This window comes from Microbacterium sp. SLBN-146 (assembly GCF_006715145.1).
Classification (GTDB): domain Bacteria; phylum Actinomycetota; class Actinomycetes; order Actinomycetales; family Microbacteriaceae; genus Microbacterium.
Genome location: NZ_VFMR01000001.1, coordinates 3,532,632 through 3,557,314 on the forward strand (window position 1 = coordinate 3,532,632; position 24,683 = coordinate 3,557,314).

22 protein-coding genes are annotated in these 24,683 nt (G+C 69.8%); 11 read left to right on the plus strand and 11 right to left on the minus strand.

The window, feature by feature from the left end:
* From FBY39_RS15995 to FBY39_RS16015, 5 genes are all read right to left on the minus strand, one after another.
* Entirely contained in the window at positions 1 to 1,440 is a 1,440-nt protein-coding gene (locus tag FBY39_RS15995) for an LCP family protein (RefSeq protein WP_141933616.1), read from the minus strand.
* A complete protein-coding gene (gene purE, locus FBY39_RS16000; protein ID WP_141934302.1) occupies positions 1,437 to 1,904 on the minus strand; it encodes a 5-(carboxyamino)imidazole ribonucleotide mutase in 468 nt (155 codons plus the stop codon). The genes FBY39_RS15995 and purE overlap by 4 nt, the downstream gene beginning before the upstream one ends.
* A 124-nt stretch (positions 1,905 to 2,028) precedes the next feature.
* A complete protein-coding gene (locus FBY39_RS16005) occupies positions 2,029 to 3,165 on the minus strand; it encodes a 5-(carboxyamino)imidazole ribonucleotide synthase (protein WP_141933617.1) in 1,137 nt (378 codons plus the stop codon).
* Positions 3,166 to 3,264: 99 nt separating this feature from the next.
* Positions 3,265 to 3,834, minus strand: a complete 570-nt coding sequence (locus FBY39_RS16010; protein WP_141933619.1) for a PH domain-containing protein — start codon at positions 3,832 to 3,834, stop codon at positions 3,265 to 3,267.
* Between the two features lie 50 nt (positions 3,835 to 3,884).
* Positions 3,885 to 4,682, minus strand: coding sequence for a biotin--[acetyl-CoA-carboxylase] ligase (locus FBY39_RS16015; RefSeq protein WP_141933621.1), 798 nt, complete (start codon positions 4,680 to 4,682; stop codon positions 3,885 to 3,887).
* A 134-nt stretch (positions 4,683 to 4,816) separates the two neighbouring features.
* Here FBY39_RS16015 and FBY39_RS16020 point away from each other — a divergent pair, with 134 nt between their 5' ends.
* A complete protein-coding gene (locus FBY39_RS16020) occupies positions 4,817 to 6,406 on the plus strand; it encodes an acyl-CoA carboxylase subunit beta (RefSeq protein ID WP_396652292.1) in 1,590 nt (529 codons plus the stop codon).
* Complete coding sequence (locus FBY39_RS16025; RefSeq protein WP_141933626.1) at positions 6,403 to 6,624, plus strand: acyl-CoA carboxylase subunit epsilon; 222 nt, start codon at positions 6,403 to 6,405, stop codon at positions 6,622 to 6,624. Before FBY39_RS16020 ends, FBY39_RS16025 begins: the two co-directional genes overlap by 4 nt.
* Positions 6,625 to 6,925: 301 nt before the next feature.
* Here FBY39_RS16025 and FBY39_RS16030 read toward each other — a convergent pair whose 3' ends face one another.
* Genes FBY39_RS16030 through FBY39_RS16045 form a run of 4 tightly spaced genes read right to left on the minus strand, consistent with a single transcriptional unit; the run spans position 6,926 to position 11,325 of the window.
* A complete protein-coding gene (locus FBY39_RS16030) occupies positions 6,926 to 7,960 on the minus strand; it encodes a hypothetical protein (RefSeq protein WP_260838036.1) in 1,035 nt (344 codons plus the stop codon).
* The gene (locus tag FBY39_RS16035; protein ID WP_186336971.1) at positions 7,957 to 9,285 is read right to left on the minus strand and encodes a sensor histidine kinase; all 1,329 of its coding nucleotides are present in this window, start codon (positions 9,283 to 9,285) and stop codon (positions 7,957 to 7,959) included. The genes FBY39_RS16030 and FBY39_RS16035 overlap by 4 nt, the downstream gene beginning before the upstream one ends.
* Entirely contained in the window at positions 9,285 to 9,971 is a 687-nt protein-coding gene (locus tag FBY39_RS16040) for a response regulator (RefSeq protein ID WP_141933631.1), read from the minus strand. Before FBY39_RS16040 ends, FBY39_RS16035 begins: the two co-directional genes overlap by 1 nt.
* Before the next feature lie 10 nt (positions 9,972 to 9,981).
* On the minus strand, positions 9,982 to 11,325 hold the full coding sequence (locus FBY39_RS16045; protein ID WP_141933633.1) for a class I SAM-dependent RNA methyltransferase: 1,344 nt from the start codon (positions 11,323 to 11,325) through the stop codon (positions 9,982 to 9,984).
* A 114-nt stretch (positions 11,326 to 11,439) separates the two neighbouring features.
* On the opposite strand from FBY39_RS16045, the gene FBY39_RS16050 reads away from it, so the two are divergent.
* Positions 11,440 to 12,117: a nucleoside triphosphate pyrophosphatase gene (locus FBY39_RS16050; RefSeq protein ID WP_141933635.1), complete on the plus strand. Its 678-nt coding sequence runs from the start codon at positions 11,440 to 11,442 to the stop codon at positions 12,115 to 12,117.
* A gap of 78 nt (positions 12,118 to 12,195) precedes the next feature.
* Positions 12,196 to 13,977, plus strand: a complete 1,782-nt coding sequence (locus FBY39_RS16055) for a biotin carboxylase N-terminal domain-containing protein (protein WP_141933637.1) — start codon at positions 12,196 to 12,198, stop codon at positions 13,975 to 13,977.
* Between the two features lie 24 nt (positions 13,978 to 14,001).
* On the opposite strand, the gene FBY39_RS16060 is transcribed toward FBY39_RS16055, so the two are convergent.
* Positions 14,002 to 15,462 carry an NAD(P)H-quinone dehydrogenase gene (locus tag FBY39_RS16060; protein ID WP_141933639.1) on the minus strand — a complete coding sequence of 487 codons (1,461 nt, stop codon included), beginning with the start codon at positions 15,460 to 15,462 and terminating at the stop codon, positions 14,002 to 14,004.
* Positions 15,463 to 15,562: 100 nt separating this feature from the next.
* Between FBY39_RS16060 and FBY39_RS16065 the strand changes: the two genes are divergently transcribed.
* The 5 genes from FBY39_RS16065 (at position 15,563) to FBY39_RS16085 (ending at position 21,682) form a co-directional block, all read left to right on the plus strand.
* Positions 15,563 to 16,396: a purine-nucleoside phosphorylase gene (locus tag FBY39_RS16065; RefSeq protein ID WP_141933641.1), complete on the plus strand. Its 834-nt coding sequence runs from the start codon at positions 15,563 to 15,565 to the stop codon at positions 16,394 to 16,396.
* Entirely contained in the window at positions 16,393 to 18,126 is a 1,734-nt protein-coding gene (locus FBY39_RS16070) for a phospho-sugar mutase (protein WP_141933643.1), read from the plus strand. The genes FBY39_RS16065 and FBY39_RS16070 overlap by 4 nt, the downstream gene beginning before the upstream one ends.
* A gap of 97 nt (positions 18,127 to 18,223) precedes the next feature.
* Positions 18,224 to 19,585, plus strand: a complete 1,362-nt coding sequence (locus FBY39_RS16075; protein ID WP_141933645.1) for an MFS transporter — start codon at positions 18,224 to 18,226, stop codon at positions 19,583 to 19,585.
* Between the two features lie 26 nt (positions 19,586 to 19,611).
* Positions 19,612 to 20,196 (plus strand): GNAT family N-acetyltransferase, encoded by a 585-nt coding sequence (locus FBY39_RS16080; RefSeq protein ID WP_141934304.1) that lies wholly within the window; start codon positions 19,612 to 19,614, stop codon positions 20,194 to 20,196.
* A 538-nt stretch (positions 20,197 to 20,734) separates the two neighbouring features.
* Positions 20,735 to 21,682, plus strand: coding sequence for a hypothetical protein (locus FBY39_RS16085; RefSeq protein WP_141933646.1), 948 nt, complete (start codon positions 20,735 to 20,737; stop codon positions 21,680 to 21,682).
* Positions 21,683 to 21,929: 247 nt separating this feature from the next.
* Here FBY39_RS16085 and FBY39_RS16090 read toward each other — a convergent pair whose 3' ends face one another.
* Positions 21,930 to 23,849, minus strand: a complete 1,920-nt coding sequence (locus tag FBY39_RS16090) for a transcription antiterminator (protein ID WP_141933648.1) — start codon at positions 23,847 to 23,849, stop codon at positions 21,930 to 21,932.
* A gap of 165 nt (positions 23,850 to 24,014) precedes the next feature.
* Here FBY39_RS16090 and FBY39_RS16095 point away from each other — a divergent pair, with 165 nt between their 5' ends.
* Entirely contained in the window at positions 24,015 to 24,359 is a 345-nt protein-coding gene (locus FBY39_RS16095; RefSeq protein WP_141933650.1) for a PTS sugar transporter subunit IIB, read from the plus strand.
* 40 nt (positions 24,360 to 24,399) lie between these two features.
* On the plus strand, positions 24,400 to 24,681 hold the full coding sequence (locus tag FBY39_RS16100; protein ID WP_141933651.1) for an HPr family phosphocarrier protein: 282 nt from the start codon (positions 24,400 to 24,402) through the stop codon (positions 24,679 to 24,681).
* Positions 24,682 to 24,683 lie beyond the last annotated feature (2 nt).

The following is a 24,683-nucleotide window of genomic DNA, read 5'->3' on the forward strand; positions in this document are numbered from 1 at the left end:
TCAGCCCTCCGGTTCGGCGGTCGGTGTCGGCGGGTGCAGTGCCGTACGGACCATCTGCTGCACGTAGCCGAAGTCGGGTTCGTACTCGTTGACTCCGCCATCCGGCGTGAGCTCGATCGTCGTGACGGGTTCTTCCTGCGCCTTGACCGCGAGCTCCGCGAGGAACGGGATGAGCGACTGCGGCAGGTCGGTCTGGACGATGTCGGCTCCCGCCGCCGCGACGTCCTGGAACCTCGTGAGAACCGTCTGCGGCGTGAACTGGGCGAGCATCGCCTGCTGCAGGATCCGCTGCCGCTGCATCCGATCGAAGTCGCTCGTCGTGTAGCGCGACCGGGCGTACCACTGGGCGGTGTCGCCGTCCATGTGCTGGGGGCCCGCCTCGATCCATCCGATCGCCCACTCGTCGGCCGGCTGCCCTTCGTACTGCGGCCCGCCACCCTTCGGCAGGCGCTCGGCGACGTCGATGTCGACACCACCCAGCGCGTCGATGAGCGATGCGAATCCGTGCATGTCGATGAAGACGTAGTACGGGATCTCGATGCCCATGATGCCCTCGGCGGCATCCTTCGTCGCCTCGATCGCCGGTGCTGAGCCATTCGCCGTGGCATCCGGATACAGCAGATTGCCGTCCTGGCAGACCTCGACCTCGGTACGGAGCTGATTGATGCCGCTCCCCCACCCGCACGTCGGGTCGGCGTGACTCTGATGGCCGTTCGGGTACTTGTCGGCCATCGGCCCGGGGGCGAACGGGAAGTTCGGCATGTCGCGGGGGATGCCCGTGATCGTCGTGCGGCCGGTGACGGCGTTGACGGAGACGACGGAGATGCTGTCGAACCGCATGGAATCGCGTCCTTCGCCGCTGTCGGCGCCGAGGAGCAGGATGTTGTAGTAACCGTCGGACGGCGGGACGGGCGGCCCGCTCTCGCCGAAGATGATCTGGATCGTGTTGCGGGTGACGCCGGCGAGATTGCCCGCGTAGGCGGCGCCGCCGGAGGCTGCGACCATGAGCACGATCGCGAGCATCGCGATGCCGAACCTCGCGATGTTCCCCGTCTTGACAAGCCGCACGAGGCGCAGAGTGTCGATCGTGAGCACGATCCACAGCACCGCGTATCCCCAGAGGAGGATCTGCGCGGCCGTGAGCGCGAACCAGTTCGTCCCCAGCGTGAAGAGGACCGGCTGCCACAGGAGCGCGCAGAGCACCGCGAGGACGAGCAGGATCCACATGACGATGGTCGCGCCGAGCCCGAACCTGCCGAGTCGCCGGTTTCCCGCGAGGACCTGCGCCGACCCCGGGATCAGGAAGTTGAAGAGAACGAGCCACCAGCCACGGCGTGACATGAACTGAGGCGACCGCGTGTCGGGGTGGCGGAGCGGCCGGTCCTCGATGAGGTGCGACTGCCGCGCTTCGCGGGGCCGAGGCGGGCTCGCAACACTCATAGAGAGCCCTTCAAGCGCAGGTTCTTCTCCTCGACCTGCGCCTCGAGGTCGCGGGCGTACGCCTCGACGGCATCGGCGAGCGCGGCATCCGACGTGCCCAGCATGCGGACGGCGAGAAGTCCCGCGTTCTTCGCCCCGTTGATCGAGACGGTCGCGACGGGGATACCGGCGGGCATCTGCACGATGCTGAGGAGGGAATCGAGGCCGTCCAACGTCGAGAGCTGAACGGGGACGCCGATGACGGGAAGCGCCGTGAGAGAGGCGAGCATGCCGGGAAGGTGTGCCGCGCCGCCCGCGCCGGCGACGATCGCGCGGATGCCGCGGCCTCGTGCCTCGCGCCCGTAGCGCACGAGTTTGTCCACCGTGCGGTGGGCCGAGACGACCTCCACCTCGTGCGGAACCCCGAAGTCGGTGAGGATCTGGGACGCGTCGCTCATGACGCGCCAATCGGAGTCGGAGCCCATGACGACGCCGACCAGGGGCGCGTCGGAGGAATGCAGCGGCCGGGTCACCCGACCAGGCTAGAGCGCGGGGCTGGAAGATCCCCGCAACGGCACGGCTCCGCGCCGAGTCGATGCGGCATCCGGATCAGTCGAGGAAGTGGGATGCCGCGGCCCGTGCCTCGTACGTGACGTCGTCAAGGTCGTCGCCGGCGACGTTCACGTGGCCGACCTTGCGGCCGGGGCGCGGCGCCTTGCCGTAGGTGTGGATCTTCGCCGTCGGATGCTCGGTCATCGCGGAAGCGAACCGGTCGGCGAGTCCCCCCTCGACCGGTCCGCCGAGGATGTTGATCATGACCGTCCACGGAACGCGTGGCGACGGGTCGCCGAGCGGAAGATCGGCGACGGCGCGCAGGTGCTGCTCGAACTGGCTCGTGACGGCGCCGTCCTGACTCCAATGTCCGCTGTTATGCGGGCGCATCGCGAGCTCGTTGACCAGCAGGCGCTCGTCGGTCGTCTCGAAGAGCTCGACCGCGAGCATCCCGGTCACGCCGAGTCCTTCCGCGATCGTCACGCCGATCTCGCGGGCGACCTCCGACAGGCGCTCGCCCGCGCGGGGGGCCGGGGCGAGGACTTCGGCGCAGACGCCTCCGCGCTGCACGGTCTCGACGACCGGGTAGGCGCGCACGTCCCCCGACGGTCGACGCGCCACCTGCTGCGCGAGCTCTCGCGAGAAGTCGACGAGTTCCTCCACGAGGAGCGCGCCGCCGCGGGCATCCTCCTCGAGGGCCGCGAACCAGTCCTGCGCCTCCGTCGCAGCCGCGACGACCCTGACGCCCTTCCCGTCGTACCCGCCCCGCGGGGTCTTCACGACGGCGCGACCGCCGTGCGAGTCGATGAAGTCCTGGAGCTCGGTGGCGTTGACGACGGCAGCCCAATCGGGCTGCGGCATCCCGAGTTCCTGCAGACGAGCACGCATGATGAGCTTGTCCTGGGCGATCGCGAGCGCATCCGGCCCGGGGTGCACGCGGACGCCAGCCTCAATGAGCTGTGCCAACACATCCTGCGGGACGTGTTCGTGGTCGAACGTGATGACGTCGACCGTCTCCGCGAAAGCCAGCACGGTGGCCGCGTCACGGTAATCCCCCACCGCCGTCGCGGCGAGGGCGGCCGACATCCCCTCTTCCTCCGCCAGCACGTGCAGCTCGATACCGAGCTCCACGGCGGGCGCGATCATCATGCGGGCAAGCTGCCCGCCACCGACGACTCCGACTCGCACTGTCATGCGTCCATCATCCCAAACCTGACCCCCCTCGTTCACTTGTCTCAAAGGGCGAGGTTCGCCCGCGCCAGGCCGCCATTCAAGACAAGGGAACGTGCGTCGCTAGGCGGGGAGGGGAGGCATCGGCGGCGTGCCGGGCGGCAGGGGCGGCTGCGCGTCGCGGTGCGCGAGGATCTGGTTCACCTCGACCTGATCCACGAGAGCTTCGTGGACGAGGCCGATGCTCGGGATGTTCCGCAGGCGCAGCGGCTCGTCGATGCCGTTCGTCAGGGTGAGCGTTCCTGCGCCCCACATCCGCTGGACGATGCCGCGGCGCACCTGGATCGAATAGCCGCGCACGTGCGTGAGTTCGCGCTTGCGGACTCCGAGGATGCCGGACCGCTCGATGACCCGCCGCGTCGTGATCGTGTAGACGTGGGACCACCACGCGAGGAACGGCAGGAGGACGAGCAGGAAGACGACGACGGCGGCTGCGGCGAGGAGCATCCAGTTCTCGAAAGGCGCAGGAAGGTTGCCGTAGAAGAAGCCCGTCGCGCCCGCCACGGCGATCAGCACGAGCGCTGACCAGAAGAGTCGGCGGGCGTGTCCGCGGAAGCGCGCGACACGCAACTCGGGCGTCGGCGCCCCGGGCGCCGGTGTCAGGGGGCGCCCGCCGTAGATCGGCTGCGTCATGGTTCCATCATGGCGTGGAGCGGTCTCCGGCGACGCGCGCCACGTCGTACTCAGCGCACGTGCACGACGTCGCCGGCAGAGACGGCGGTCTCGATCCCGAGGCTGTCGGCCACGACGAGGCGCCCGTCAGGGTCGATCCGCTGCGCTCGTCCCGCGAGCTGCGATCCGTCGGGGAGCAGGACGACGACGTCCTGACCGAGCGTCGCGCAGAGCGCCTCGACCTCGGCGACGATGCCGGCCTGCGCAGCGTTGCCAATCGCGTCCGCGAGCGCCGTCAGGTGCTCGTCGAGCGCCGTGAGGTAGTCGGCCAAGAGGCGATCCTCGTCGCACTCCAGGCCGACGGCGGCGAACGACGTCGCTGTCGTGACAGGGAGGTCGACGCGCGGCATCCGCGTATTGACTCCGGTGCCGACGACGATCGCATCGGGATCTCCGGGGAGGACTTCCGCGAGGATGCCGCAGATCTTGCCGCCGTCGACGAGCACGTCGTTCGGCCACTTGAGTCGGGCCGTGTGGCCGGTGCCGACCAATTGCGCAGCGATCGCACGCGTCATCGCGGCCCCCGCGACGAGCGGGATCCAGCCGCGAGCGGCGTACGGGATGCGCGGAACGAGCACGAGCGTCGACACGGCGAGCGCCTCGCCGGGAGGCGCCGTCCAGGTGCGGTCGAGACGCCCCCGCCCCGCGCGCTGGTCCATCGTGAGGACGAGTGACAGATGGGGCCACTCGTCGGGGAGCTCGGTGGCATGCCGCACGACGTCGGCGTTCGTCGAGTCCGTCGCCTCGACGACCTGGACACGCGGACTGATCGCTGCGGCGAGGGGATACCCCTCTTCGGGAATCGACATGCACGCCACGCTACCCGGATGGCGTCGCGGCACGCAGAGGTGCAGCGTGGCACACGGCACCGAACAGCGGATGACACGGCTCGTTGTGCGAACCCTCCAACCGCCTGGCGACCGGCGTCGATAGGGTGGAATCCGTGACCGACCAGCCCGATCTCTTCACGACCGCCGGCAAGATCGCCGATCTGCGCGCCCGATACCAGGAAGCCGTCCTCGATGCCGAGGCGGTCGCGCAGCAGAAGCAGCACGCGAAGGGCAAGGGCACGGCGCGCGAGCGCATCGAGTTGCTCGTCGACCCTGGCAGCTTCGTCGAGCTCGACGAATACGTGCGGCACCGCACGACCGCCTTCGGGATGGATCGCTCGCGCCCCTACGGCGACTCGGTCGTCACCGGCGTGGGAACGATCCACGGCCGGACGGTCGCGGTCTACGCCCAGGACTTCTCCACGTTCGGGGGTTCGCTCGGCGAGGTGGCCGGCGACAAGATCATCAAGGTCATGGAGTTCGCGATGCGCAGCGGCATCCCCATCGTGGGCATGCTCGACTCCGGTGGCGCGCGCATCCAGGAGGGCGTCGTCGCCCTCGGCAAGTACGGCGAGATCTTCCGCCTCAACACGGCGGCATCCGGTGTCATCCCTCAGATCTCGATCATCATGGGCCCCGCAGCCGGGGGCGCCGTCTACTCCCCCGCTCTCACCGACTTCGTCGTCATGGTCGACAAGACGAGCCAGATGTTCGTCACGGGTCCCGACGTCATCAAGACGGTCACGGGCGAAGACGTCGGCATGGAGGAACTCGGCGGAGCGCACACCCACAACACCCGGTCGGGCGTCGCCCATTACCTCGCCGAGGACGAGGACGACGCGATCGACTACGTGCGTACGCTTCTCGGCTTCCTCCCCGACAACAACATGTCGGAGATCCCTGCCTACGAGGCGGGTTTCGAGTTCGAGACGACGGATGCCGATCGTGCCCTCAACACCGTCATCCCCGACTCACCCAATCAGCCCTACGACATCCACGACGTCATCCGGCGGATCGTGGACTCGGAGGAGTTCCTCGAGGTCCAGCCGCTCTTCGCACCCAACATCGTCATCGGCTTCGGTCGCATCGAAGGACGCAGCGTCGGCATCATCGCCAATCAGCCGTCGCAGATGGCGGGAACCCTCAACATCGAGGCGGGCGAGAAGGCGAGCCGGTTCGTGCGCTTCTGCGACGCGTTCTCGATCCCGATCGTCACTCTCGTCGACGTGCCGGGCTACCTCCCCGGCACGGATCAGGAGTGGACGGGCGTGATCCGTCGCGGTGCCAAACTCCTCTACGCGTATGCCGAGGCGACCGTCCCCCTCGTGACGGTGATCCTGCGCAAGGCCTACGGCGGCGCCTACATCGTGATGGGGTCGAAGCAGCTCGGCGCCGACATCAATCTCGCGTGGCCGACGGCGGAGATCGCCGTCATGGGCGGTCAGGGCGCCGTCAACATCCTGTACCGCGGAGAGATCAAGAAGGCCGAAGAGGCCGGCGAAGACGTCGCCGCCGTCCGGCAGCGCCTCGCGAACGAGTACACGTACAACGTCGCCTCGCCCTTCCTCGCCGCGGAGCGGGGAGAGCTCGACGGCATCATCGAGCCCGCGCAGACGCGGGTCTCCATCGCGAAGGCCTTGCGCGCCCTGCGCGGCAAGCGCGCGGCGATGCCGCCGAAGAAGCATGGGAACATCCCGCTGTGAGCGCGGCTCAGGACGAGACCGTCGCCGTCGAGGTGCGTCGGGGCGACCCGACTCCGGAAGAGCTTGCGGCTCTCGTCGCCGTCGTCACCGAGGCATACGAGCGCGAGGCCGAGACGGCCGTGGTCGATGAGACGCGCAGGCCCTCCGCGTGGTCGCGCTCGCAGCGCGCACTCCGCACACCGCTGCGCCGTGACATCGGCTGGAGCCCCTGGGCTTGACACCACCGGCTTGACACCACCGGCCGGACGCCACCGGCCCGACATCACCGCGCTTGTCCCCCGAAATACCTACAGACAAACGTCGGCGGTGCGCCCAGACTGAGTCCGCTGGAACGCAATCTGCGCTCGGCTGACCTGTCGTCTTCGCAGACGACCCAGGCTCAGCTGCGCGAGCGGTTTTCGGGTAACTGCTCGCCTGGCGAGGGGCGGGCGGCTTCGCCGCCCCTCGCCTCCTTCTCTCGTTCGCTCCCCGACCCGGTATCCCCTCCCCCGCCGGGCCGGGGAGCGAGACGCACCCCGGTTACGGGTGCTGTATCTCCGACCACAGGTCGACGGCGTCCTCGTCGCTGAGTCCCTGATCCGAACCGGAGCGCCCCACGACCGTCACGGCGATGCTCTCGTGCGGCGATGTGCGGATGTAGAGGCGATCGGATGCCGCATTGCGCAGCGTTTCGGCGAGCTGATGGCGGATCACGGCGAGCGAGTCCTCGTCGAGGCCGTCGAGCCCTCCTTCATCGAGAACCGTGACGGATGCCCCGCGCCGGCGCGCACGCTCGAGTTCGGCCCGAACGTCGTCGTCGAGGAGCCGAGGCCCGCGGAGCTCGTCGCGCAGACGCCCTTCCGCCAGACGCGCCTCGAGCCGGTCGTCGACGTCGAGAAGTCCGCCCGTCGCGACGACCCGCGCGAGGACGGGCCCCGCCACCGCGAGCGCCTGCTGCACCTGGACGCGACGCTCGCGCTGACGCACGAGCTGCGACGCCTGCCAGGCCGACGCCGCGCGCTGCAGCTGGGCCAGCTGGGCCGTGTCCCTGGCAGCGCGGTCGAGGGAGTATCGGACCAGATTCGCGACGATGACCCACACGACCGATCCGACGAGACCCAGCGCGAGCGCGGGGCCGGGACCCATGAAGATCATCGATTCCACCGCCAGGATCGCCAGGCCGATCCATCCGATCCACGGTCTCCGCCGAACGACCACGACGACCATCAGCGCGCCGATCCCCCCGAGGTACCACGTCGCGAATGTCGCCGTGCGCCATTCTTCGCCGACGCCGATCGCGAGCGCGAGCGGAACGAGGGCGGCGTTTCCGAGGGCGAGAAGAGCGACCCACATGGGCAGCTTGTCGGATCGCTGGCCCGGCGCGTCGGGCGGACGAGCGTCAGGTCGTCGACGCGGACGCCAGAAGATGCACAGCAGCGTCGTGAACTGATAGAAGACGAAGGCCGCGTAGATGAGCGTCGGCTGGGGCACGGGCTCGGTGATGACGAGTGCGCGTGCCGACAGATACACCGTGAAGGCGGCCGCGAGAGCGGCGAGGATGTTCCGGACGCTCACGATGCATCCTCCTCAGGGCCCGCGACGACGTCACCCTCGGCCGCCGCAGGTGAGACGTCGCCATCGAAGGGTGCCGTGCGCCGTGCGGCAGCCGCGGGCCACTCCAGCACGACGACGGTTCCCGCCTTGCTGGAGCGGAGGTCGGCTGTGCCACCCACGGCAGCGACACGCGCGATGATCGAACCGCGGATGCCCAGGCGATCGTCGGGGACGCCGGCGAGGTCGAAGCCCTCGCCCGCATCGCGGACCTCGATGCGCACGCGGCGCTCATCGCCGTCGACGAGGATCGACAGGCCTCGCCCGCCCGCATGCTGAACGGCGTTCGCGATCGCCTGCGTGGCGGCGAGCACGAGCGCTCGTGCGACGCGTCCGGGCACCGAGGGCGCTTCGGGCGACACCTGCCGCTGAATCGCGACGTGGACACCGACCTCGCGGGCGGCAGCCTGGATGTCGTCCGCGACTCCGGCAGGGCTCCGCGGTGCGTCGCTCCCTTCCCGGGCGTCCTGCTCGGCATTGGCGAGCCGCGTGAGGGCTTCGCGAGCCATGCCGACGGCGAGCGTCCGGGCACGCGGGGTGTCGGCGCGCTCGGCTGCGATGAGCGCGGCGAGCACGCTGTCATGCATGAGCGCCGCGACGGCGACCCGCTCCTTCTCGGCAGCATCCGCCGCCGCTGCCCGCGCGTACGAGTCCACCGCCTGCGCGCGCGCTTCGTCGACACCCACCGCGATCGAGCGCAAGACCCAACCGAGCGACAGCAGGACGCCGCCGAGGATGAGCGCGAACGACACGTCCACGAGCACCGCGTACAGCACGGCTCCCTCGAAGCCGCCCTGCACGAGGCGGACGACTCCGAAGAGAAGAGGGGCGAGGACGGTCCAGACGATCTGGAGAGGCAGCGTGAAAGCGAGGACCGCCGCAAGGGTGGCGATGTTGACGAGGTACCAGATCCATGGCGCCTCCGTCGCCGGGAGCGTCGAGCCCACCGAGGCGAGAGGCCACACCGCGAGGCTCACGACGTACACCACCGCGAACGTCCCCGCTCCGAGCTTGACTCCGCGCCCGAGCAGGCATGTCGTGATCATGAGGATGAGCGTCCCGAAGACCGCGATGAGCAGGACGTCCTGCCAGCCGCGGAGCTCCTCCCGCTGACCCAACGCCGACACGAGCGCCTGCGCTCCGAGGATCGTCGAGCCGATCCCCGAGGAGACGGAGATGATCCTCTCGACACGCTGGCGTGTGAAGGCGCCGATCCCCGCGGTCGCCTCTCGCGAATGCGGGATGTGGCCCCACGCGTCGTCGATGATCGACGAGGGACCGCTCGCCATCACCGCGGGCGCCCCGCGGACGGGGCCGAGGGCGGCTGCTCGGGCGAATCCGCGAGGATCCCGTCCTCCATCGCGCGCCGGAGGAGGTCGACCTTCGTCGGCGCTGGACGCCCGACCTCGACGTACTTGATCCGCACGCGTGTGATGTTCTCTTTCGCCGTCGAGTACGCCACGCCCAGACGATCGGCGACGACCTTGAGGGGAAGTCCCGCCGCGTACAACCGCAGCACATCGCGTTCACGCGCAGACAGCTGCGCGTCGGCGAAAGCGCGATCCCCTTCGACGGCGCTGGCCCATTCGACATTGTTGAGGGGTTCACCGAGCGCGACCGTTCGGATCGCGGCGATGACGTCATCGATCCGAGACGACTTGCTCACGACGCCGGCTGCCCCTGCCGCGAGCGCCTCGCGGACGGCAGCGGGCCGGTCCGCAACCGAGTGGATGATGACGCTCGAGCCGTCACGGATGAGCTTCGTGACGTTCTCGGTGACGGTCGTGCCGTCGCCGAGAGTCAAGTCGAGCACGACGACGTCGGCGGGCGGCGCGGTGCTGAACGCCCGCCAGTTGAGGTATTCGGTGACGCTCGATCCCGAGAAGACGACGTCCTTCGTCGCGGCGCGTGCGCAAGCGGCCTCGAGGCCCAGCCGAACGGACTCGTGGTCGTCGATGAGTGCGACGCGCGTCATTGCACCCACTCTAGCCTCCGGCCCCCGCGCGTCGCAGGGTCGCGACGGCCTCGATGTGATGCGAGTGGGGGAAGAGATCCAGACCGTCGACGCGCACGGTCTCGTAGCCTTCCGCACGGAACGTCCCGAGGTCCCGGCCGACAGCGACGGGATCGCAGGCGACGTAGACGACGGTCTCGGGACCGAGGGCAGCGATCCCCCGCACGACGTCGCGTCCGGCGCCCGACCGCGGCGGATCGAGCAGGACCACGCCGCGGGAGATCCGCTCGCGCTCCGTGGCGGATGCCGCCTCCGCGAGCCGCGCGATCCAGCGGTCGACGCGATCGGTCTCGGCCCGCGCGCCGACCCACTCCGCGAGGTTCTCTCCGGCGTGCTCGGTCGCCCGCACGTCGGACTCGACCGACGTGATGCGCGCGGTCTGGCCTGCGAGCGAGGCGAGCGTCGCAGCGAAGAGCCCGACCCCGCCGTACAGGTCGAGGTGCAGGGCTTCGGGATCGAGGACTGCACCGGTCGCGTCCGTCCCCGCGACGTCGCGAAGGGTCGTGGCCACACGACGCGTCAGCGTGTGCGCCGCGAGTCGGTGCACCTGCCAGAAGCCCCCGGCATCGACGCGGAAGTCGCGACCGTCGACCCGCTCGACGACGACCTCGCGATCAGGATCCTTGGCGCGGTCACGGGGCGCCTTCCGGCCGCCCCGCGAGCGGCTCTGCTCGGGGCGCGGGATCACGCGGACACGACCGTCGCCCGGCTCGACGAGATCGATCCGACCGGGAGCGCCCTCCGTCAGATGGAGTGCGGCCCGCTCGATGCCGGGAGTCGCGAGCGGAAGGTCGTCGACGGGGATGACACGGTGGCTGCGCGCCACGTAGGGGCCGACGCGCCCGGCTTCGTCGACGTGCAGGCTCACGCGGGTGCGCCAACCGGTTCCGTCGTCCGTCTCTTCGGCGACCGTGCGGCCGTCGTGCCCGACGACCGCCTCGGCACCGGACATCTCGATGGGAAGCTCGACGCCGCCGAAGCGGCGAAGGGAATCGGTGAGCACCTCGAGCTTCAGCATCCGCTGTTCACGAAGGTCGATGTGACCGAAGTCGGCTCCCCCCGGACGGAGGTCGGGCGCGACGTCGACATCGGCTTGGCGCCATACGTGCGGTTGCCGGTGCGGCGACGCGTCGAGCACCTCGAGCGTCTCCGCTCGCCAGAACGAGCTCTTCGAGGCATCCGTCACGCGAACCCGCACCCGCTCCCCGGGGATCGCGTCGGACACGAAGACCACGCGACCCTCGTGCCGGGCGACGAAGACGCCGCCGTGAGCGACACCCGTGATGTCGAGGTCGATCAGGTCGCCGGAGTCCATCCTTCGATTCTCTCTCACGCGGCGTCGTGAGTGAACCTCGGTCCGCCCCCTTTTCGGGGGACACGGACGTGCTTTCCGTCGTCGGCGAAGAATCGTCCGGTCTAGCGTGGAGGCATGCGCGTGTGCCTTGCCTCGACCTCTCCCGCCCGCCTCATGCTGCTCGGGCAGTTCGGCATCCGGCCGCTGACGATCGCACCGGCCGTCGATGAGGAAGCGGTGATCGAGGCCGTCGAGTCGGCCGAGGCGCGCACGCTCACCCCCGACGAGCACGTTCTGCTGCTCGCGCGCCGCAAAGCCGCCGATGTCGCCGTGCGTCTCGCCGACGACATCCCCGACTTCGACGGCATCGTCATCGGCGGCGATTCGATGTTCGAGCTCGACGGCGAGATCCTGGGCAAGCCGTACACGCCCGAGAACGCGATCGCACGCTGGCAGGCCATGCGCGGACGCACGGGTGTCCTGCACTCGGGGCACGCCGTCGTGCGGGTCGGCCCCGGGCAGCAGGCTCGTGAAGTGCACGCGGTGGCCGCGGCATCCGTCACCTTCGCCGCCGATGTGACGGATGCCGAGATCGAGACCTACGTCGCGACAGGTGAGCCGCTGCATGTCGCGGGTGCCTTCACCGTCGACAGCCTGGGGGGAGCCTTCATCGAGCGCGTCGACGGCGACCCGTCGACCGTCGTCGGGATGTCGCTGTCGACCCTCCGAGGGCTCGTCCGGGAACTCGGCGTCGACTGGACGTCGCTGTGGAATACGACGGACCCCTCGCTCGAACCCTCCACACCGTTGTAGTAGGACGCCCACGTTTTCCATCGGTTCTTGTACGAACCGGTCAAAGGGGCCTTGCACCTCCTCGGTAGGCTGGCATCCATGCCTCAGACCGCTTCGGCGAAGATCCAGAAGGTTCTCATCGCGAATCGCGGTGAGATCGCTGTCCGCATCGCACGCGCCGCCCGCGATGCCGGCAAGTCCGCCGTCGCCGTCTACGCCGACCAGGATCGGGATGCCCTGCACGTCAGGCTCGCCGACGAGGCGTACGCGCTCGACGGCTCCACGAGCGCCGACACCTACCTGTCGATCGACAAGCTTCTCTCCGTCGCTCGTCGCTCCGGCGCCGACGCCGTGCACCCCGGCTACGGCTTCCTCGCCGAGAACGCCGACTTCGCGCGTGCCGTGATCGGCGCGGGCCTCATCTGGATCGGCCCGTCGCCCGACGCGATCGAAGCGCTCGGCGACAAGGTCACCGCGCGGCACGTCGCCGAGAAGGTCGGCGCCCCGCTCGCCCCCGGCACGCCCGGACCCGTCGACGGCGCCGACGAGGTCATCGCCTTCGCCGAGGAGTTCGGCCTTCCGATCGCCATCAAGGCCGCATACGGCGGCGGCGGGCGCGGGCTCAAAGTCGCCCGCACGCTCGAGGAAGTCCCCGAGATGTTCGACTCCGCGACGCGCGAGGCCATCAGCGCCTTCGGACGCGGGGAGTGCTTCGTGGAGAAGTACCTCGACAAGCCGCGCCACGTCGAGACCCAGTGCCTCGCGGATGCCGCGGGCAACGTCGTCGTGATCTCGACGCGCGACTGCTCGCTGCAGCGCCGCCACCAGAAGCTCGTCGAGGAGGCCCCCGCGCCGTTCCTCAGCGACGAGCAGGTGAAAACCCTCTACGACGCCTCGAAGGCGATCCTCCGCGAGGTCGGGTACATCGGTGCGGGAACGTGCGAGTTCCTCATCGGCGCCGACGGGACGATCTCGTTCCTCGAAGTCAACACGCGCCTGCAGGTCGAGCACCCCGTCTCGGAAGAGATCACGGGAACGGACCTCGTCCGCGAGCAGTTCCGCATCGCCGAGGGCGAGGAGATCGGATACGACGATCCCGTCGCGGAAGGCCACTCGATCGAGTTCCGGATCAACGGCGAAGACCCGGGTCGCGGGTTCCTCCCGCAGCCCGGCCCGATCCACGTCTTCAAGACGTTCGGGGGCCCCGGCATCCGTCTGGATTCCGGCGTCACGGCAGGCGACACCGTCTCGGGAGCGTTCGATTCGCTGCTGGCCAAGATCATCGTGACAGGACGCGACCGCGCCGAAGCGCTGCAGCGCGCACGGCGGGCCCTCGACGAGTTCGAGGTGGCGGGTCTTCCGACCGTCCTGCCCTTCCATCGCAAGGTCGTCCGCGACCCCGCCTTCACCGCAGAGGACGGCCGGTTCGGCGTCTTCACGCGATGGATCGAGACGGAGTTCGTCAACGACATCGCGCCGTGGGATGGCGAACTCGAAGCCCCCAAGCCCGCCGAAGCGCGCCACACCGTGGTGGTCGAGGTGGCCGGCAAGCGCCTCGAGGTGAGCCTCCCCGATCGACTCCTCGCCTCACCCGGAGCGGTGGGTCGACCCGCGGTCGTGCCGCCGTCCCGCCGCTCGCACGCGACGTCCGTCGTCGCAGGAGCCTCGGGAGACGCCGTCAAGGCCCCCATGCAGGCGACGATCGTGAAGGTCGCCGTCGAACACGGACAGCAGGTCGTCAAGGGCGACCTCGTCATCGTTCTCGAAGCGATGAAGATGGAGCAGCCGATTCAGGCCCACAAGGACGGCGTCATCGGCGCGATCGACGCCGCCCCCGGCACGACGGTCTCCGCCGGCCACCAGCTGCTCACGATCAGCTGACGCTGCCGCCGCGGCATCCCGCGGTCACGCCTCGCCGTAGATCGTGTGGTCGACGACGTGCATGGCGCGGGCGGCGTCAGTGATGCTCGCCGCGAGCGACGGATACACCGCGAAGACACGCGATACCTGGTCGACCGTGAGGCGCCGCTCGACGGCGATCGCGATGGGATAGATCAGCTCCGACGCGCGCGGGGCGACGATGACACCGCCGATGACGCTCCCCGACCCCTGCCGCGCGATGAGCTTGACGAAGCCGTCCTTGACGCCCATCATCTTCGCGCGGGGGTTCGCGGCGAGCGGCAGCTTGTGCACGACGCCCGCGATCTTGCCGTCTTCGATGTCCTTCTGCTGCCAGCCGATCGTCGCGATCTCGGGCGACGTGAAGATGTTCGAGGTGATGCGGCGACGCTCGAGAGGGATGACGACGTCACCGAGGGCGTGGAAGACCGCCGTCCGCCCCTGCATCGACGCGACCGAGGCGAGGGGCACGAAGGTCGTGCAGTCACCCGCGGCGTAGACATTGGGCACGGAGGTGCGCGCGACCCGATTGACCTGGATGTGGCCCGACTCGGTCATCTGGATGCCCGCTTCTTCGAGCCCGATCCCGGCCGTGTTGGGGATGGAACCGACCGCCATGAGGCAGTGGCTGCCTTCCACCGTGCGTCCATCGGAGAGGGTCGCGACGACCCGATCGCCGAGATTCTCGACCTTGTCGGCGCGCGACTTCGACAAGAGTGTCATCCCGCCGCGCTTGAAGACGCGCTCGATGACGGCCGCCGCGTCGGAATCCTCACCGGGGAGCACCTGGTCGCGGCTCGAGATCAGGGTCACCTTGGACCCGAGGTTCATGTAGGCGCCCGCGAACTCCGCGCCCGTCACACCGGACCCCACGACGATGAGGTGCTCGGGGATCGACTTCATGTCGTAGAGCTGGGTCCACGTCAGGATGCGGTCGTTGTCGGGCTTCGCACTGGGGAGCTCGCGGGGGGATGCCCCCACCGAGACGACGAGCGTGTCGGCCTCGATGCGATCGAAGTCGGTGCCGCCGGGGCCCGTCGAGACGATGACGCCGCGGTCGCCTTCGAGCCGGCCGTGGCCCGAGATGATGCGGACGCCCGCTTCGACGAGCGACGCCCGCATGTCGTCGGACTGCTGCCGCGCGAGGGCGAGGAGCCGACGATTGACAGCGGCGAGGTTGATCGCGACCTCGGGCTGGAGCGGCTTGCCGTCGCCGCCCTTCGCGAAGAGCTGGACGCCCAGATCACCCGCGCTGCGGGCGGCGACCGCGGCATCCGCCGTTGCGATCAGCGTCTTGGACGGGACGACGTCGGTGATGACGGCCGAGCCACCCACCCCCGCCCGCTCGACGAGGGTCACCTCGGCGCCGAGCTGCGCCGCGGCGATCGCCGCTTCGTAGCCCCCGGGACCTCCGCCGACGATCGCGACGGACTGCGTGCGCTCGAAGCTCAACGTCATGTCGTCCATTCTCCCCCCGACGGACGCCGTCGCGCGACGCGCTGGTCGACCGCCGCGCCGATCGGCGCGCGGACTGGCCACACGGACCGCGCGTTCATAAGGTGGGCACATGTCAGTCACCACCGATAACCCCCTCGACGACCCGATTGCGGACCCGTTCGCGATCGCCGCCGAGGCCGCCGCCGACATCGCCCGCCTGACGGGCGTCGCGCAGCACGACATCGCTCTCACCCTCGGAAGCGGGTGGGGCAAGGCGGCCGAGCTCATCGGAGAGACGACGGCCGTCGTGTCCGCCACCGACGTCACGGGCTTCAGCAAGCCGGCGCTCGAGGGCCACGTGGGAACACTCCGGAGCGTCCGGACCCCGAAGGGTCGGAACGTGCTCGTGATCGGCGCTCGCACCCACTTCTACGAGGGACACGGCGCGCGCCGTGTCGTCCACAGCGTCCGCACGGCCGCTGCGACCGGCGCGCGGACGATGGTCCTCACCAACGGCGCGGGCGGAATCCGGCACACGTGGAAGCCGGGACAGCCCGTCCTCATCAGCGATCACATCAATCTCACCTCCGCGTCTCCCCTCGAGGGTGCGACCTTCATCGACCTCACCGACCTGTACGCGACGCGTCTGCGTGACCTTGCCCGCTCGATCGATCCCTCGCTCGACGAAGGCGTGTACTGCCAGTTCCGCGGCCCCCAGTACGAGACCCCCGCCGAGGTGCGGATGGCCAAGGCGATCGGCGGAGACATCGTCGGCATGTCGACCGCACTCGAAGCGATCGCCGCCCGGCAGGCGGGCATGGAGATCCTCGGCTTCTCGCTCATCACCAACATGGCCGCCGGCATCCAGACGACTCCCCTGAGCCATCAGGAGGTGATCGAGGCGGGCCGCGAGGCGGAGCCCGTCATCTCATCGCTCCTGGCTCGAGTGATCGGCGAGCTGTGAGCGCGGCAGCGGCGAACGACGCCGCGGGAACGGATGCCACGACGGCGGACTCTGCCCTCCTCGACGCGGCGCGCGCGTGGCTCGCGCAGGATCCCGACGGGGAGACGCGTGCGGAGCTGCGCGAGCTCATCTCCGCGAGCGAGGCGGGCGATGCGACGGCCACCGCCGACCTCGCCGATCGGTTCTCCACGCGCCTCGCCTTCGGCACCGCAGGGCTCCGCGGCCGGCTCGGGGCCGGGAGTAACCGGATGAACCGCGTCCTCGTCGGGCAGGCCGCCGCCGGTCTCGCGGCGTTCCTGCGTGGGCGCTGGGAGGAGGGCTCGGACGCGCCGTGCGTCATCGTCGGATACGACGGACGCCGCAACTCCGACGTCTTCGCGCGCGACTCGGCCGAGATCTTCGCGGGGGCGGGGCTTCGTGCCATCCTCCTCCCGAGGCTCCTTCCCACACCCGTCCTGGCCTTCGCCGTGCGCCACCTCGGCGCCTCCGCCGGCGTCATGGTGACGGCATCCCACAATCCCCCCGACGACAACGGCTACAAGGTGTACCTCGGAGGCGCAGACGAGGGATCCCAGATCGTCGCCCCGTCCGATGCCGAGATCGCCGCGCACATCGCCCGAGTCGCCGAACGCGGCGACCTCGCCGCCATCCCGCGCTCCCTCGGCTACGAGATGGCGCCCGAGTCCGTCGTGGAGGCCTATGTGCAGGCGACCGCGGCGGTCGCGCCGGCGGGCCAGGGCGCCGAGGGGCTCACCTGGACCTACACGGCGATGCACGGTGTCGGCTGGGAGACGCTGTCCCACATCCTCGAGGTCGCGGGCTACCCCGCCCCCGTCGTCGTCGAGGCGCAGATCGAACCCGACGGAGCGTTCCCGACGGTCTCCTTCCCCAATCCGGAGGAACCGGGCGCGATGGACCTCGCCTTCGAGACGGCCCGGGAGGCCGGAGCGGAGTTCGTCCTCGCGAACGATCCCGACGCCGACCGGCTCGCCGTCGCGATCCCCGATGAGCACGCCGAGGGCGGGTGGCGACAGCTCACCGGGAACCAGGTCGGTCTGCTCCTCGGCTGGCGCGCAGCACGCCTGGCGGCCGAACTGGGCACGACGGATGCCGCATCCCTCGCCTGCTCGCTCGTGTCGTCGCCCGGGCTGGCCGCCGTCGCCGAGCACTACGGACTCGGGTTCCACGCGACGCTCACGGGCTTCAAGTGGATCTCGCGCGCCCCCGGGATGATCTACGGCTTCGAGGAAGCCCTCGGCTACCTCGTGAACCCCGAGACGGTTCGCGACAAGGACGGCATCTCGGCAGCCGTCGCGATGCTCGGGATGGCGACGGAGGCCCGCGCGCGCGGCGTCGGCATCGCGGGTCTTCTCGCGGAGTTCGACGAGACGTTCGGTGCCTTCGCGAGCGACCAGATCTCCGTGCGCGTCGACGACGTGTCGTCGATCGGGCGGATCATGGCCGCTCTGCGCGCCGAGCACCCGACGGCCGTCGGCGATGTCGCGGTCGATCGCGTGGACGACCTGCTCGAGGGCGTCGACGGATTCCCGCCGGGCGACGTGCTGCGCCTGTGGCTCACCGACGGGTCGCGCGTCATCGTCCGACCGAGCGGAACCGAGCCCAAGCTCAAGCTCTACCTCGATGTGCGCGGCGATTCGGCCGACGACGCCCGCGGGCGGATCGCTGCACTGTCGGCGGGAGCCCGGCAGCTGCTCGAGGCGCTCGGCTGACTCTTCTGCACGCGCCTCGGGATGTCCGGGGCGCGTGCTAGCGTGACGCCGCACGCCATCCGAGCGTGTCCCGAGGTGTTCTGGAACAGAGGCGGCGATGAGCGACGACGTGAGTGCGGACGCCCGTGAAACGGCATCCGATCCCCCGCGCTGGCTGCGGAACACGATCCTGTTCCTCGGCGGGCAGACCGCGAGTCTCTTCGGGTCGATGCTCGTGCAGTACACGGTGTTCTGGTACCTCACGATCACCTACCAGTCGGGCCTCATCATGGCCCTCGCCGCGCTCTTCGGTTTCCTGCCGCAAGCGATCGTCTCGATCTTCGGCGGCGTCTGGGCCGACCGGCATAACCGCAAGTTCCTGATCATGGGAGCCGACGCGGCGATCGCCGCGACGACGCTCGCACTCGCCATCGTCATGCTGACGGGCTACGCCGAGGTATGGCTGATCTTCCTGACGATGGCGATCCGTTCGGCGGGCGCCGGCATCCAGACACCCGCTGTCTCCGCGCTCCTCCCCCAGATCGTGCCCACCCGGAACCTCATCCGGGTCAACGGCGTGAACGGCTCGATCCAATCCGCGATGGCACTTCTCGCTCCCGCGGTCGGCGGGGCGGTCTTCGCCTGGGCCTCCGCCGCCTACGACGGGTCCGCGGCGGCGCTCATCCCCATCTTCTTCATCGACGTCGTCACCGCGATCATCGGGATCGGGCTGCTCGCACTCGTGCCCGTGCAAGCCGTCCGAACCGCCGCCGACGCGCAGACCGGCTACTTCGCAGACCTCGTCGACGGCGTGCGCTACATCGCGCATCACGGGTTCGTCCGGTGGCTTCTCATCGTCTTCGCGATCGTGTTCGTGCTGACGGTCGCCCCCTCGAACCTGACGCCGCTCATGCTCGTGCGAACCTTCCCGGCAGGAGAGACCCAGAACGTCGTGAACCTCGCCGTGCTGGAGGTGTCGTTCAGCATCGGAATGGTCCTCGGCGGCATCCTGATCGCGTCGTTCTTCGCTTCGCGGAGCCGCATCGCGCTCATCGTGGTCTCGTCGCTGCTCTTCGGTGCGCTGTCGATCGCGCTCGGTCTGTCCACCAACATCTGGGTCTTCTTCGCCTTCATGTTCCTCGTCGGGCTCGCCGTGCCGTTCTTCTCCACCCCGTCGATGACGCTCCTCCAAGAGACGGTGGAACCCGAGCGGCAGGGCAGAGTCTTCGGATTCCTCGGGATCGTGATGGCTCTCGCGATGCCGATCGGGATGGTCGTGTTCGGTCCACTCGCCGACGTCATGCCCATCGAGATCCTGCTGATCGGGGCGGGGGTCCTGACGTTCATCGTCATCGGGCTGTCCGTCCTGCTCCCCGCCGGACAGCGGGCGATCACGGCCGCGCGCGCCGCCTCGGGTGCCGCAGACCCTGCCGCTGGCGCCGCCGCCGTGGAGAGCGCCATGAACGACGAGAGAGAGTGACCGTGGACGACTTCCCGCGCGAACGGATGCTCCTGGGCGAGCCGATCGCTCTCGAGAACTCGTGGGTGAGACTCGAGCCACTGTCGAATGATCACATCGCGGATCTGGCCGCGGCATCCGTCGGCCTGGAGCATGCCTGGTACACGAGTGTGCCCTCCCCTGACCGAGTGGCGGATGACGTCGCCCAGCGCCTCGCGTGGGTGGCCGAGGGTTCCATGAACGCGTGGGCGGTCCGCCACCTCGAGACCGGGCGGGTCGTCGGGACGACCACGTTCTGCAACATCGATCAAGCGAACCGCCACGTCGAGATCGGGCACACCTGGCTCGGACTCGAGGCCCAGCGCACCGCGGTCAACACCGCGGCCAAGCTGCTGCTCCTCGCGCATGCGTTCGAGGCGTGCGATGCGATCGCGGTGGAGTTCCGCACGCACTGGCACAACCGCCAGTCGCGCGCGGCGATCGCACGGCTCGGGGCGAAGCAGGACGGCGTGCTGCGCAATCACCGTCTCGGCCCCGACGGCACCCTCCGCGACACCGTCGTCTTCTCGATCCTGCCGGGCGAATGGCCCGCCGTGCGCCTCGGCCTCGAGTCCCGCCTCCGCCGCGGCTGAGCCAGGGCTCGCCCACGACCGCGGGGCGCACTCCCCCGCCCGCGGCGCACTCCCCCGCCGCGGGGCACCCCGCCGCCATGGGGCGCACTCCCCCGTCCCGGGGCGTGGAGCGCGCGCCCCGCGGGACGTTTCACGCCCCAGCACCATCCGGCGCGCGTAGCTGCCCTCCCCGCGGCACGCCGCGCTCTGCCCTCCCGGGGCGCACTCCGCCGTCGCGGGGCGCACTCCGCCCTCCCGGGGCGTGAAACGCGCGCCCCGCGGAACGTTTCGCGCGCCAACCCCGGCACCACCCGGCGCTCGTATCCCCCGCTCCTGCATTGCTCCCGCGCACTGGGGCGCCATCTCGATGTCCGGGGCGCGTCTTGCGCGCCCCGATCGACGAATCGCGCCCCGGCAGCCGGCCGGAGGCTCTCCTCCCAAAGCGCAGTCGTCGCTCCGAGCCCGCATCAACTCCTCCCGACGCGCTCCGAGAGGCGAGCTGTCCACCGAGCGAGCCAACGGCACTCCACGCTGCCGAGTCCTGGGCGAAACTGCATCCATGCCGACACTCCGACTCCGCCGTCGCGACGAGGTCCACGCCGAGGGAGTCACTCCCGGGCGTCTGACAACGCTCGTCCGAACAGGGGCACTCCTGCGCGTGCGAGCCGGCGTCTACGTCGACGGCGAAGCATGGCAACGCACGACCGACACCGACCGCACGCTCGCGCGTGCACGAGCGCTCGCGATGACGTCGCAGCGCGCTCCGATCTTCGCCGTCCACACCGCCGCAGCGCTCCACGGGATGCCGCTCTTCCGCCCTCCGACGTCGATACACGTCATCGCCCCAGTAGAGCGTCCGGGGAGAGCCCGCGGGGTCGTGCGGCATCGCGGCATCCTGAACGAATCGGATGTCGTGACGATCAGCGGACTCTCGTGCACGTCGCTCACGCGCACCTTGGCTGATCTCGCTCGGATCGGCACCTTCGAGCAATCGGTCACGGTCACGGATGCCGCCCTTCGACGACAGTTCCTCCACCGGCAGCACTATGACTCGGACGGCGCTGCCGCTTTCATCGAAGACGTTCTCGCGGTGGTCGGGGAGTCAGCCCGCGGGCGAGCGAAGGCACACCGTGCCCTCGGGTTCGCCGACGGGCGCGCAGAGCTCCCGGGCGAGAGCATCAGCCGGATCCGTCTGCACCAGGCGGGCTTCGCGCCGCCGGAGCTCCAGGTTTGCGTCGCGGGGCCAGGGGGCCAGGACTACTTCGTCGACTTCGGCATCGACGAAGCAGAAGCCTTCGGCGAGTTCGACGGGGCAGTCAAGTACGTCGACGGCCGGATGCTGGACGGTCTCTCCACTGCGGAAGCGTTTCAGCGCGAGAAGCGCCGCGAGGACTGGATCCGCGGCATCACGGGGAGGCGCTTCGTCCGATGGGGATGGCAGGACATCGCGACGCCCGACGCGCTCGCCTCGAGGCTCGCGCAGTTCGGCGTCCGCCCGTCCCTCTAGCCAGGAGCGCCGCGCGTGCGTGTCTGGGGTACGGTCCGTCGTCCGGGGCGCTGCGCGTCCCCCTGGGGCGCAGAACACACGCCCCACCGCGACACAATGCGCCCCACGACCACCAACCCACCCGCATCCGCCCGCGCAGGCCGACCGAACGCCCGCCGGGCCGCGGTCCGTCGGCCGGGGCGCACCATCCGCCCCCCGAACGTACGGAACCCGCCCCAAACCGGCCGCCCGGGCCGGGCGAAGGGGGTCAGCCGTCGATGACGGCGACGAGTTCGTCGAGGAACGCGGCGAAGTCGGTGCCGCGGCGCACGATGCGCTGCACGGAGTCCCGCTCGCTGAAGACCTCGACGAACTGTTCGAAAACGGTCTGGAACGCTTCGCGGTCGGTCTCGGAGAACGCCACGAGAGCGACGACCTGCACGCGGCCTTCGCCCCAGGCGATCGATGGCTCTGCAATGCCGATCGCGATCGCGGTCCGCGTCGCCGTCATCCCCATCGCGTGCGGCACGGCGAGCGCGTCGGTGAAGGCCGTCGACGAGAGCGCTTCGCGCTGGATCGCGCGCTCGACGTAGTCGTCGTCGATGACGCCCTGCGCAACGAGAAGCGCTCCCAGACGCCGGATGACGGCATCCGAGGACGCACCTTCGAGGCCTCGCACGAATCCCGAGGGCGAGAAGTACCGCTCGAGCTCGGTCCGAAGCCGCGCGAGACGGCGCGCCCGGCGGATGCGGCCGGCGGCGGCCTGCACGCGCTCGACGTCGGCATCCGTCAGGAACGGCTGGATCCGCACGAAACGGTCGCCGCCGGGAGCGGGATCGATCGTCGTGAGGATGAGGTCGCTGTCGATCGATGCCCAGTCGGGGTCGACGCGCGTCTCGACGCCGACGACCTCGATGGCCTGCCCGAGAGACCGGTCCACCGACGAGCGCAGAAGCTCGTGCAGCTCGTAGTAGCCGGGGCACACGATCGTGGCGGTCAGCAACTGGTCGGCACGCCGACTCCGCTCGAGACGCCCGCCGACGTGCATCGCGATGTAGGCGATCTCGTCGTCGAGGAGTGGGATGCCGAGCCGCTCCTGCAGACCCGACGCGATGTACACGGCGACTTCGAAGATCATCGGATACGTCGACTTGAGCGAGCGCGTCAGCGGGTTGCGCGACCACGCCTGCTCTTTCGAGCGGTGGAGCAGATTCTGTACGTGCAGGGCGAGCCGCAGGATGAAGTCCTCGTGCGCGATGTCGACGAGGAACTGGGATGCCGCGAGCTCGACGACCGCACGGACGGCCGCCTCGACCTCGGGCTCGAGGCGGGAACGGGCGTGGTCGTCGCGTCCGCCCATGCCCGGAGCGACGACGCGTGTCAGCACGAGCGTCGCGAGGTGCTGGAGGTCGCCGGCACCCAACTGCACGCCCAGGTGCGTGTCGGCGAGCCGCGAGATGACCGCGGCGACCTCCTGCTGCGACGGCCGCGCGTCGGCCGCGCCGCCCTCGAGTCCGCGATCGCGCGACACCCGGTCGGCGGCGATCGCGATATGCATAACGACGTCGGCGATCCCGAACTCGTTGACGAAGTAGCCGAGGGCGCCGAGGTCGGCGACGAGGTCGGTCTTGAACGGCCCGAACGCACGCGCCCCGATCGACTCTGCGCCGAGCGTGCGCCGGAGAGCCTCGAGGTCGAACGATCCGGCATCCATTTCGTCGTGCGCGAGCCTCGAGAGGAGACGGCGCTGAGCCATCTCGGTGCCCCGCAGCCGCGCCGTCGAGGCGGACCGTTCGAGCGTGAGCTCGGTGCCTCCGAGGAGGCTTCGCACGCGCGCGAGGTCGGCGTCGAGCGTCGCGGGACTGACGAACAGCCGGTCGGCCGTCTCGAAGACGTCGATGCCGTCGGGTGACTCCAGGAGTGTCCGGACGAGGGAATGCAAGCGGTCGCGCGGTGCGTCCGCGCCGCTCGTGGTGCGCAGGGCAGCTGCGGCATCCGTTCCCGCGCGGTACCCCTGGGGTCCTGACTCGATCGCGGCACCGGAATCGACGCGAGCGTTGACCGCCGTCACGTAGGACCGGATGCTGCGCGGTGTGACACCGAGCGTGTCGGCGAGGCTCGCGGCCGTCGCCCAGTCCCCGTCGCGGACGAGCAGCCCGAGCAGGCGGTCCTGTCTCGCTCTCGTCACAGTGCTCCTCTGATGCCTCGACGCCGTCGTCGCGTCGAGGCCAGTCAATCACGCGTCGCGCCGACGAGGCCCGGCCGACGGCGCCGCGTTTCCGCCCCCGCGGAAGAAGGACTGGTTGTCCGCTCCCAGGCATTTCACAAGAATGTCCAGGAAGGAGGCGGATCGATGAGGATCCTCGTGGTCTGTGGAGCGGGTGCGTCCAGCACGTTCGTCGCTCAACGCGTGCGTCATGCGGCGCACGACCGGGGTCTGTCGTACGCCGCCTTCGCCGGCACCGAAATGTCGCTCCCGATCGACTTGGATGCCGCGGACGTCGTCCTCGTCGGACCGCACCTCGCTCACGCCCTGGAGGGAATCCAGCGGGATGCAGCGATGCGCGGCACGACCGTGGTCCTTCTGCCGCCGGACATCTTCACGGATCTGGACGGCACGCGGACGCTCGACCTCGTCCGCGCCGCGGTCGGAGACACCGGGGGGTCCTCTCCGGCCGCGGACCCCCGCCACCCCTGACACTCAGACTCCACCGAGAACGACTCCCGAAAGGACGGACATGCCACCCCTCACCAGAACGGTACGGATCGGCTCCTCCCACGGACTCCACGCACGCCCCGCGAAGATGTTCGCGCAGGCGGCGAAGGAGACCGGCGTCCCGATCACGATCGCGAAGGACGCGGGCGCGCCCGTCAACGCCGCGAGCATCCTCGGAGTCATCGCCCTCGGGATCGAACAGGGCGACTACGTCACCCTCACGATCGACGGTGGCGGAGACGGCGCGGAAGCCGTCCTCGACCGCCTGGCCGAACTTCTTGCCACCGACCACGATGCGGAGTGACG

Bases quoted from the DNA above. Each gene is read 5' to 3' on its own strand.
- FBY39_RS16100 (WP_141933651.1), top strand. From the start codon at position 24,400: ATGCCACCCCTCACCAGAACGGTACGGATCGGCTCCTCCCACGGACTC.
- FBY39_RS16060 (WP_141933639.1), bottom strand. From the start codon at position 15,462: ATGGACGACATGACGTTGAGCTTCGAGCGCACGCAGTCCGTCGCGATC.
- FBY39_RS16005 (WP_141933617.1), bottom strand. From the start codon at position 3,165: ATGACAGTGCGAGTCGGAGTCGTCGGTGGCGGGCAGCTTGCCCGCATG.
- FBY39_RS16040 (WP_141933631.1), bottom strand. From the start codon at position 9,971: ATGACGCGCGTCGCACTCATCGACGACCACGAGTCCGTTCGGCTGGGC.
- purE (WP_141934302.1), bottom strand. From the start codon at position 1,904: ATGGGCTCCGACTCCGATTGGCGCGTCATGAGCGACGCGTCCCAGATC.
- FBY39_RS16065 (WP_141933641.1), top strand. From the start codon at position 15,563: ATGTCAGTCACCACCGATAACCCCCTCGACGACCCGATTGCGGACCCG.
- FBY39_RS16085 (WP_141933646.1), top strand. From the start codon at position 20,735: ATGCCGACACTCCGACTCCGCCGTCGCGACGAGGTCCACGCCGAGGGA.
- FBY39_RS16050 (WP_141933635.1), top strand. From the start codon at position 11,440: ATGCGCGTGTGCCTTGCCTCGACCTCTCCCGCCCGCCTCATGCTGCTC.
- FBY39_RS16080 (WP_141934304.1), top strand. From the start codon at position 19,612: ATGCTCCTGGGCGAGCCGATCGCTCTCGAGAACTCGTGGGTGAGACTC.
- FBY39_RS16055 (WP_141933637.1), top strand. From the start codon at position 12,196: ATGCCTCAGACCGCTTCGGCGAAGATCCAGAAGGTTCTCATCGCGAAT.
- FBY39_RS16035 (WP_186336971.1), bottom strand. From the start codon at position 9,285: ATGGCGAGCGGTCCCTCGTCGATCATCGACGACGCGTGGGGCCACATC.
- FBY39_RS15995 (WP_141933616.1), bottom strand. From the start codon at position 1,440: ATGAGTGTTGCGAGCCCGCCTCGGCCCCGCGAAGCGCGGCAGTCGCAC.
- FBY39_RS16095 (WP_141933650.1), top strand. From the start codon at position 24,015: ATGAGGATCCTCGTGGTCTGTGGAGCGGGTGCGTCCAGCACGTTCGTC.
- FBY39_RS16015 (WP_141933621.1), bottom strand. From the start codon at position 4,682: ATGTCGATTCCCGAAGAGGGGTATCCCCTCGCCGCAGCGATCAGTCCG.
- FBY39_RS16045 (WP_141933633.1), bottom strand. From the start codon at position 11,325: ATGGACTCCGGCGACCTGATCGACCTCGACATCACGGGTGTCGCTCAC.
- FBY39_RS16010 (WP_141933619.1), bottom strand. From the start codon at position 3,834: ATGACGCAGCCGATCTACGGCGGGCGCCCCCTGACACCGGCGCCCGGG.
- FBY39_RS16075 (WP_141933645.1), top strand. From the start codon at position 18,224: ATGAGCGACGACGTGAGTGCGGACGCCCGTGAAACGGCATCCGATCCC.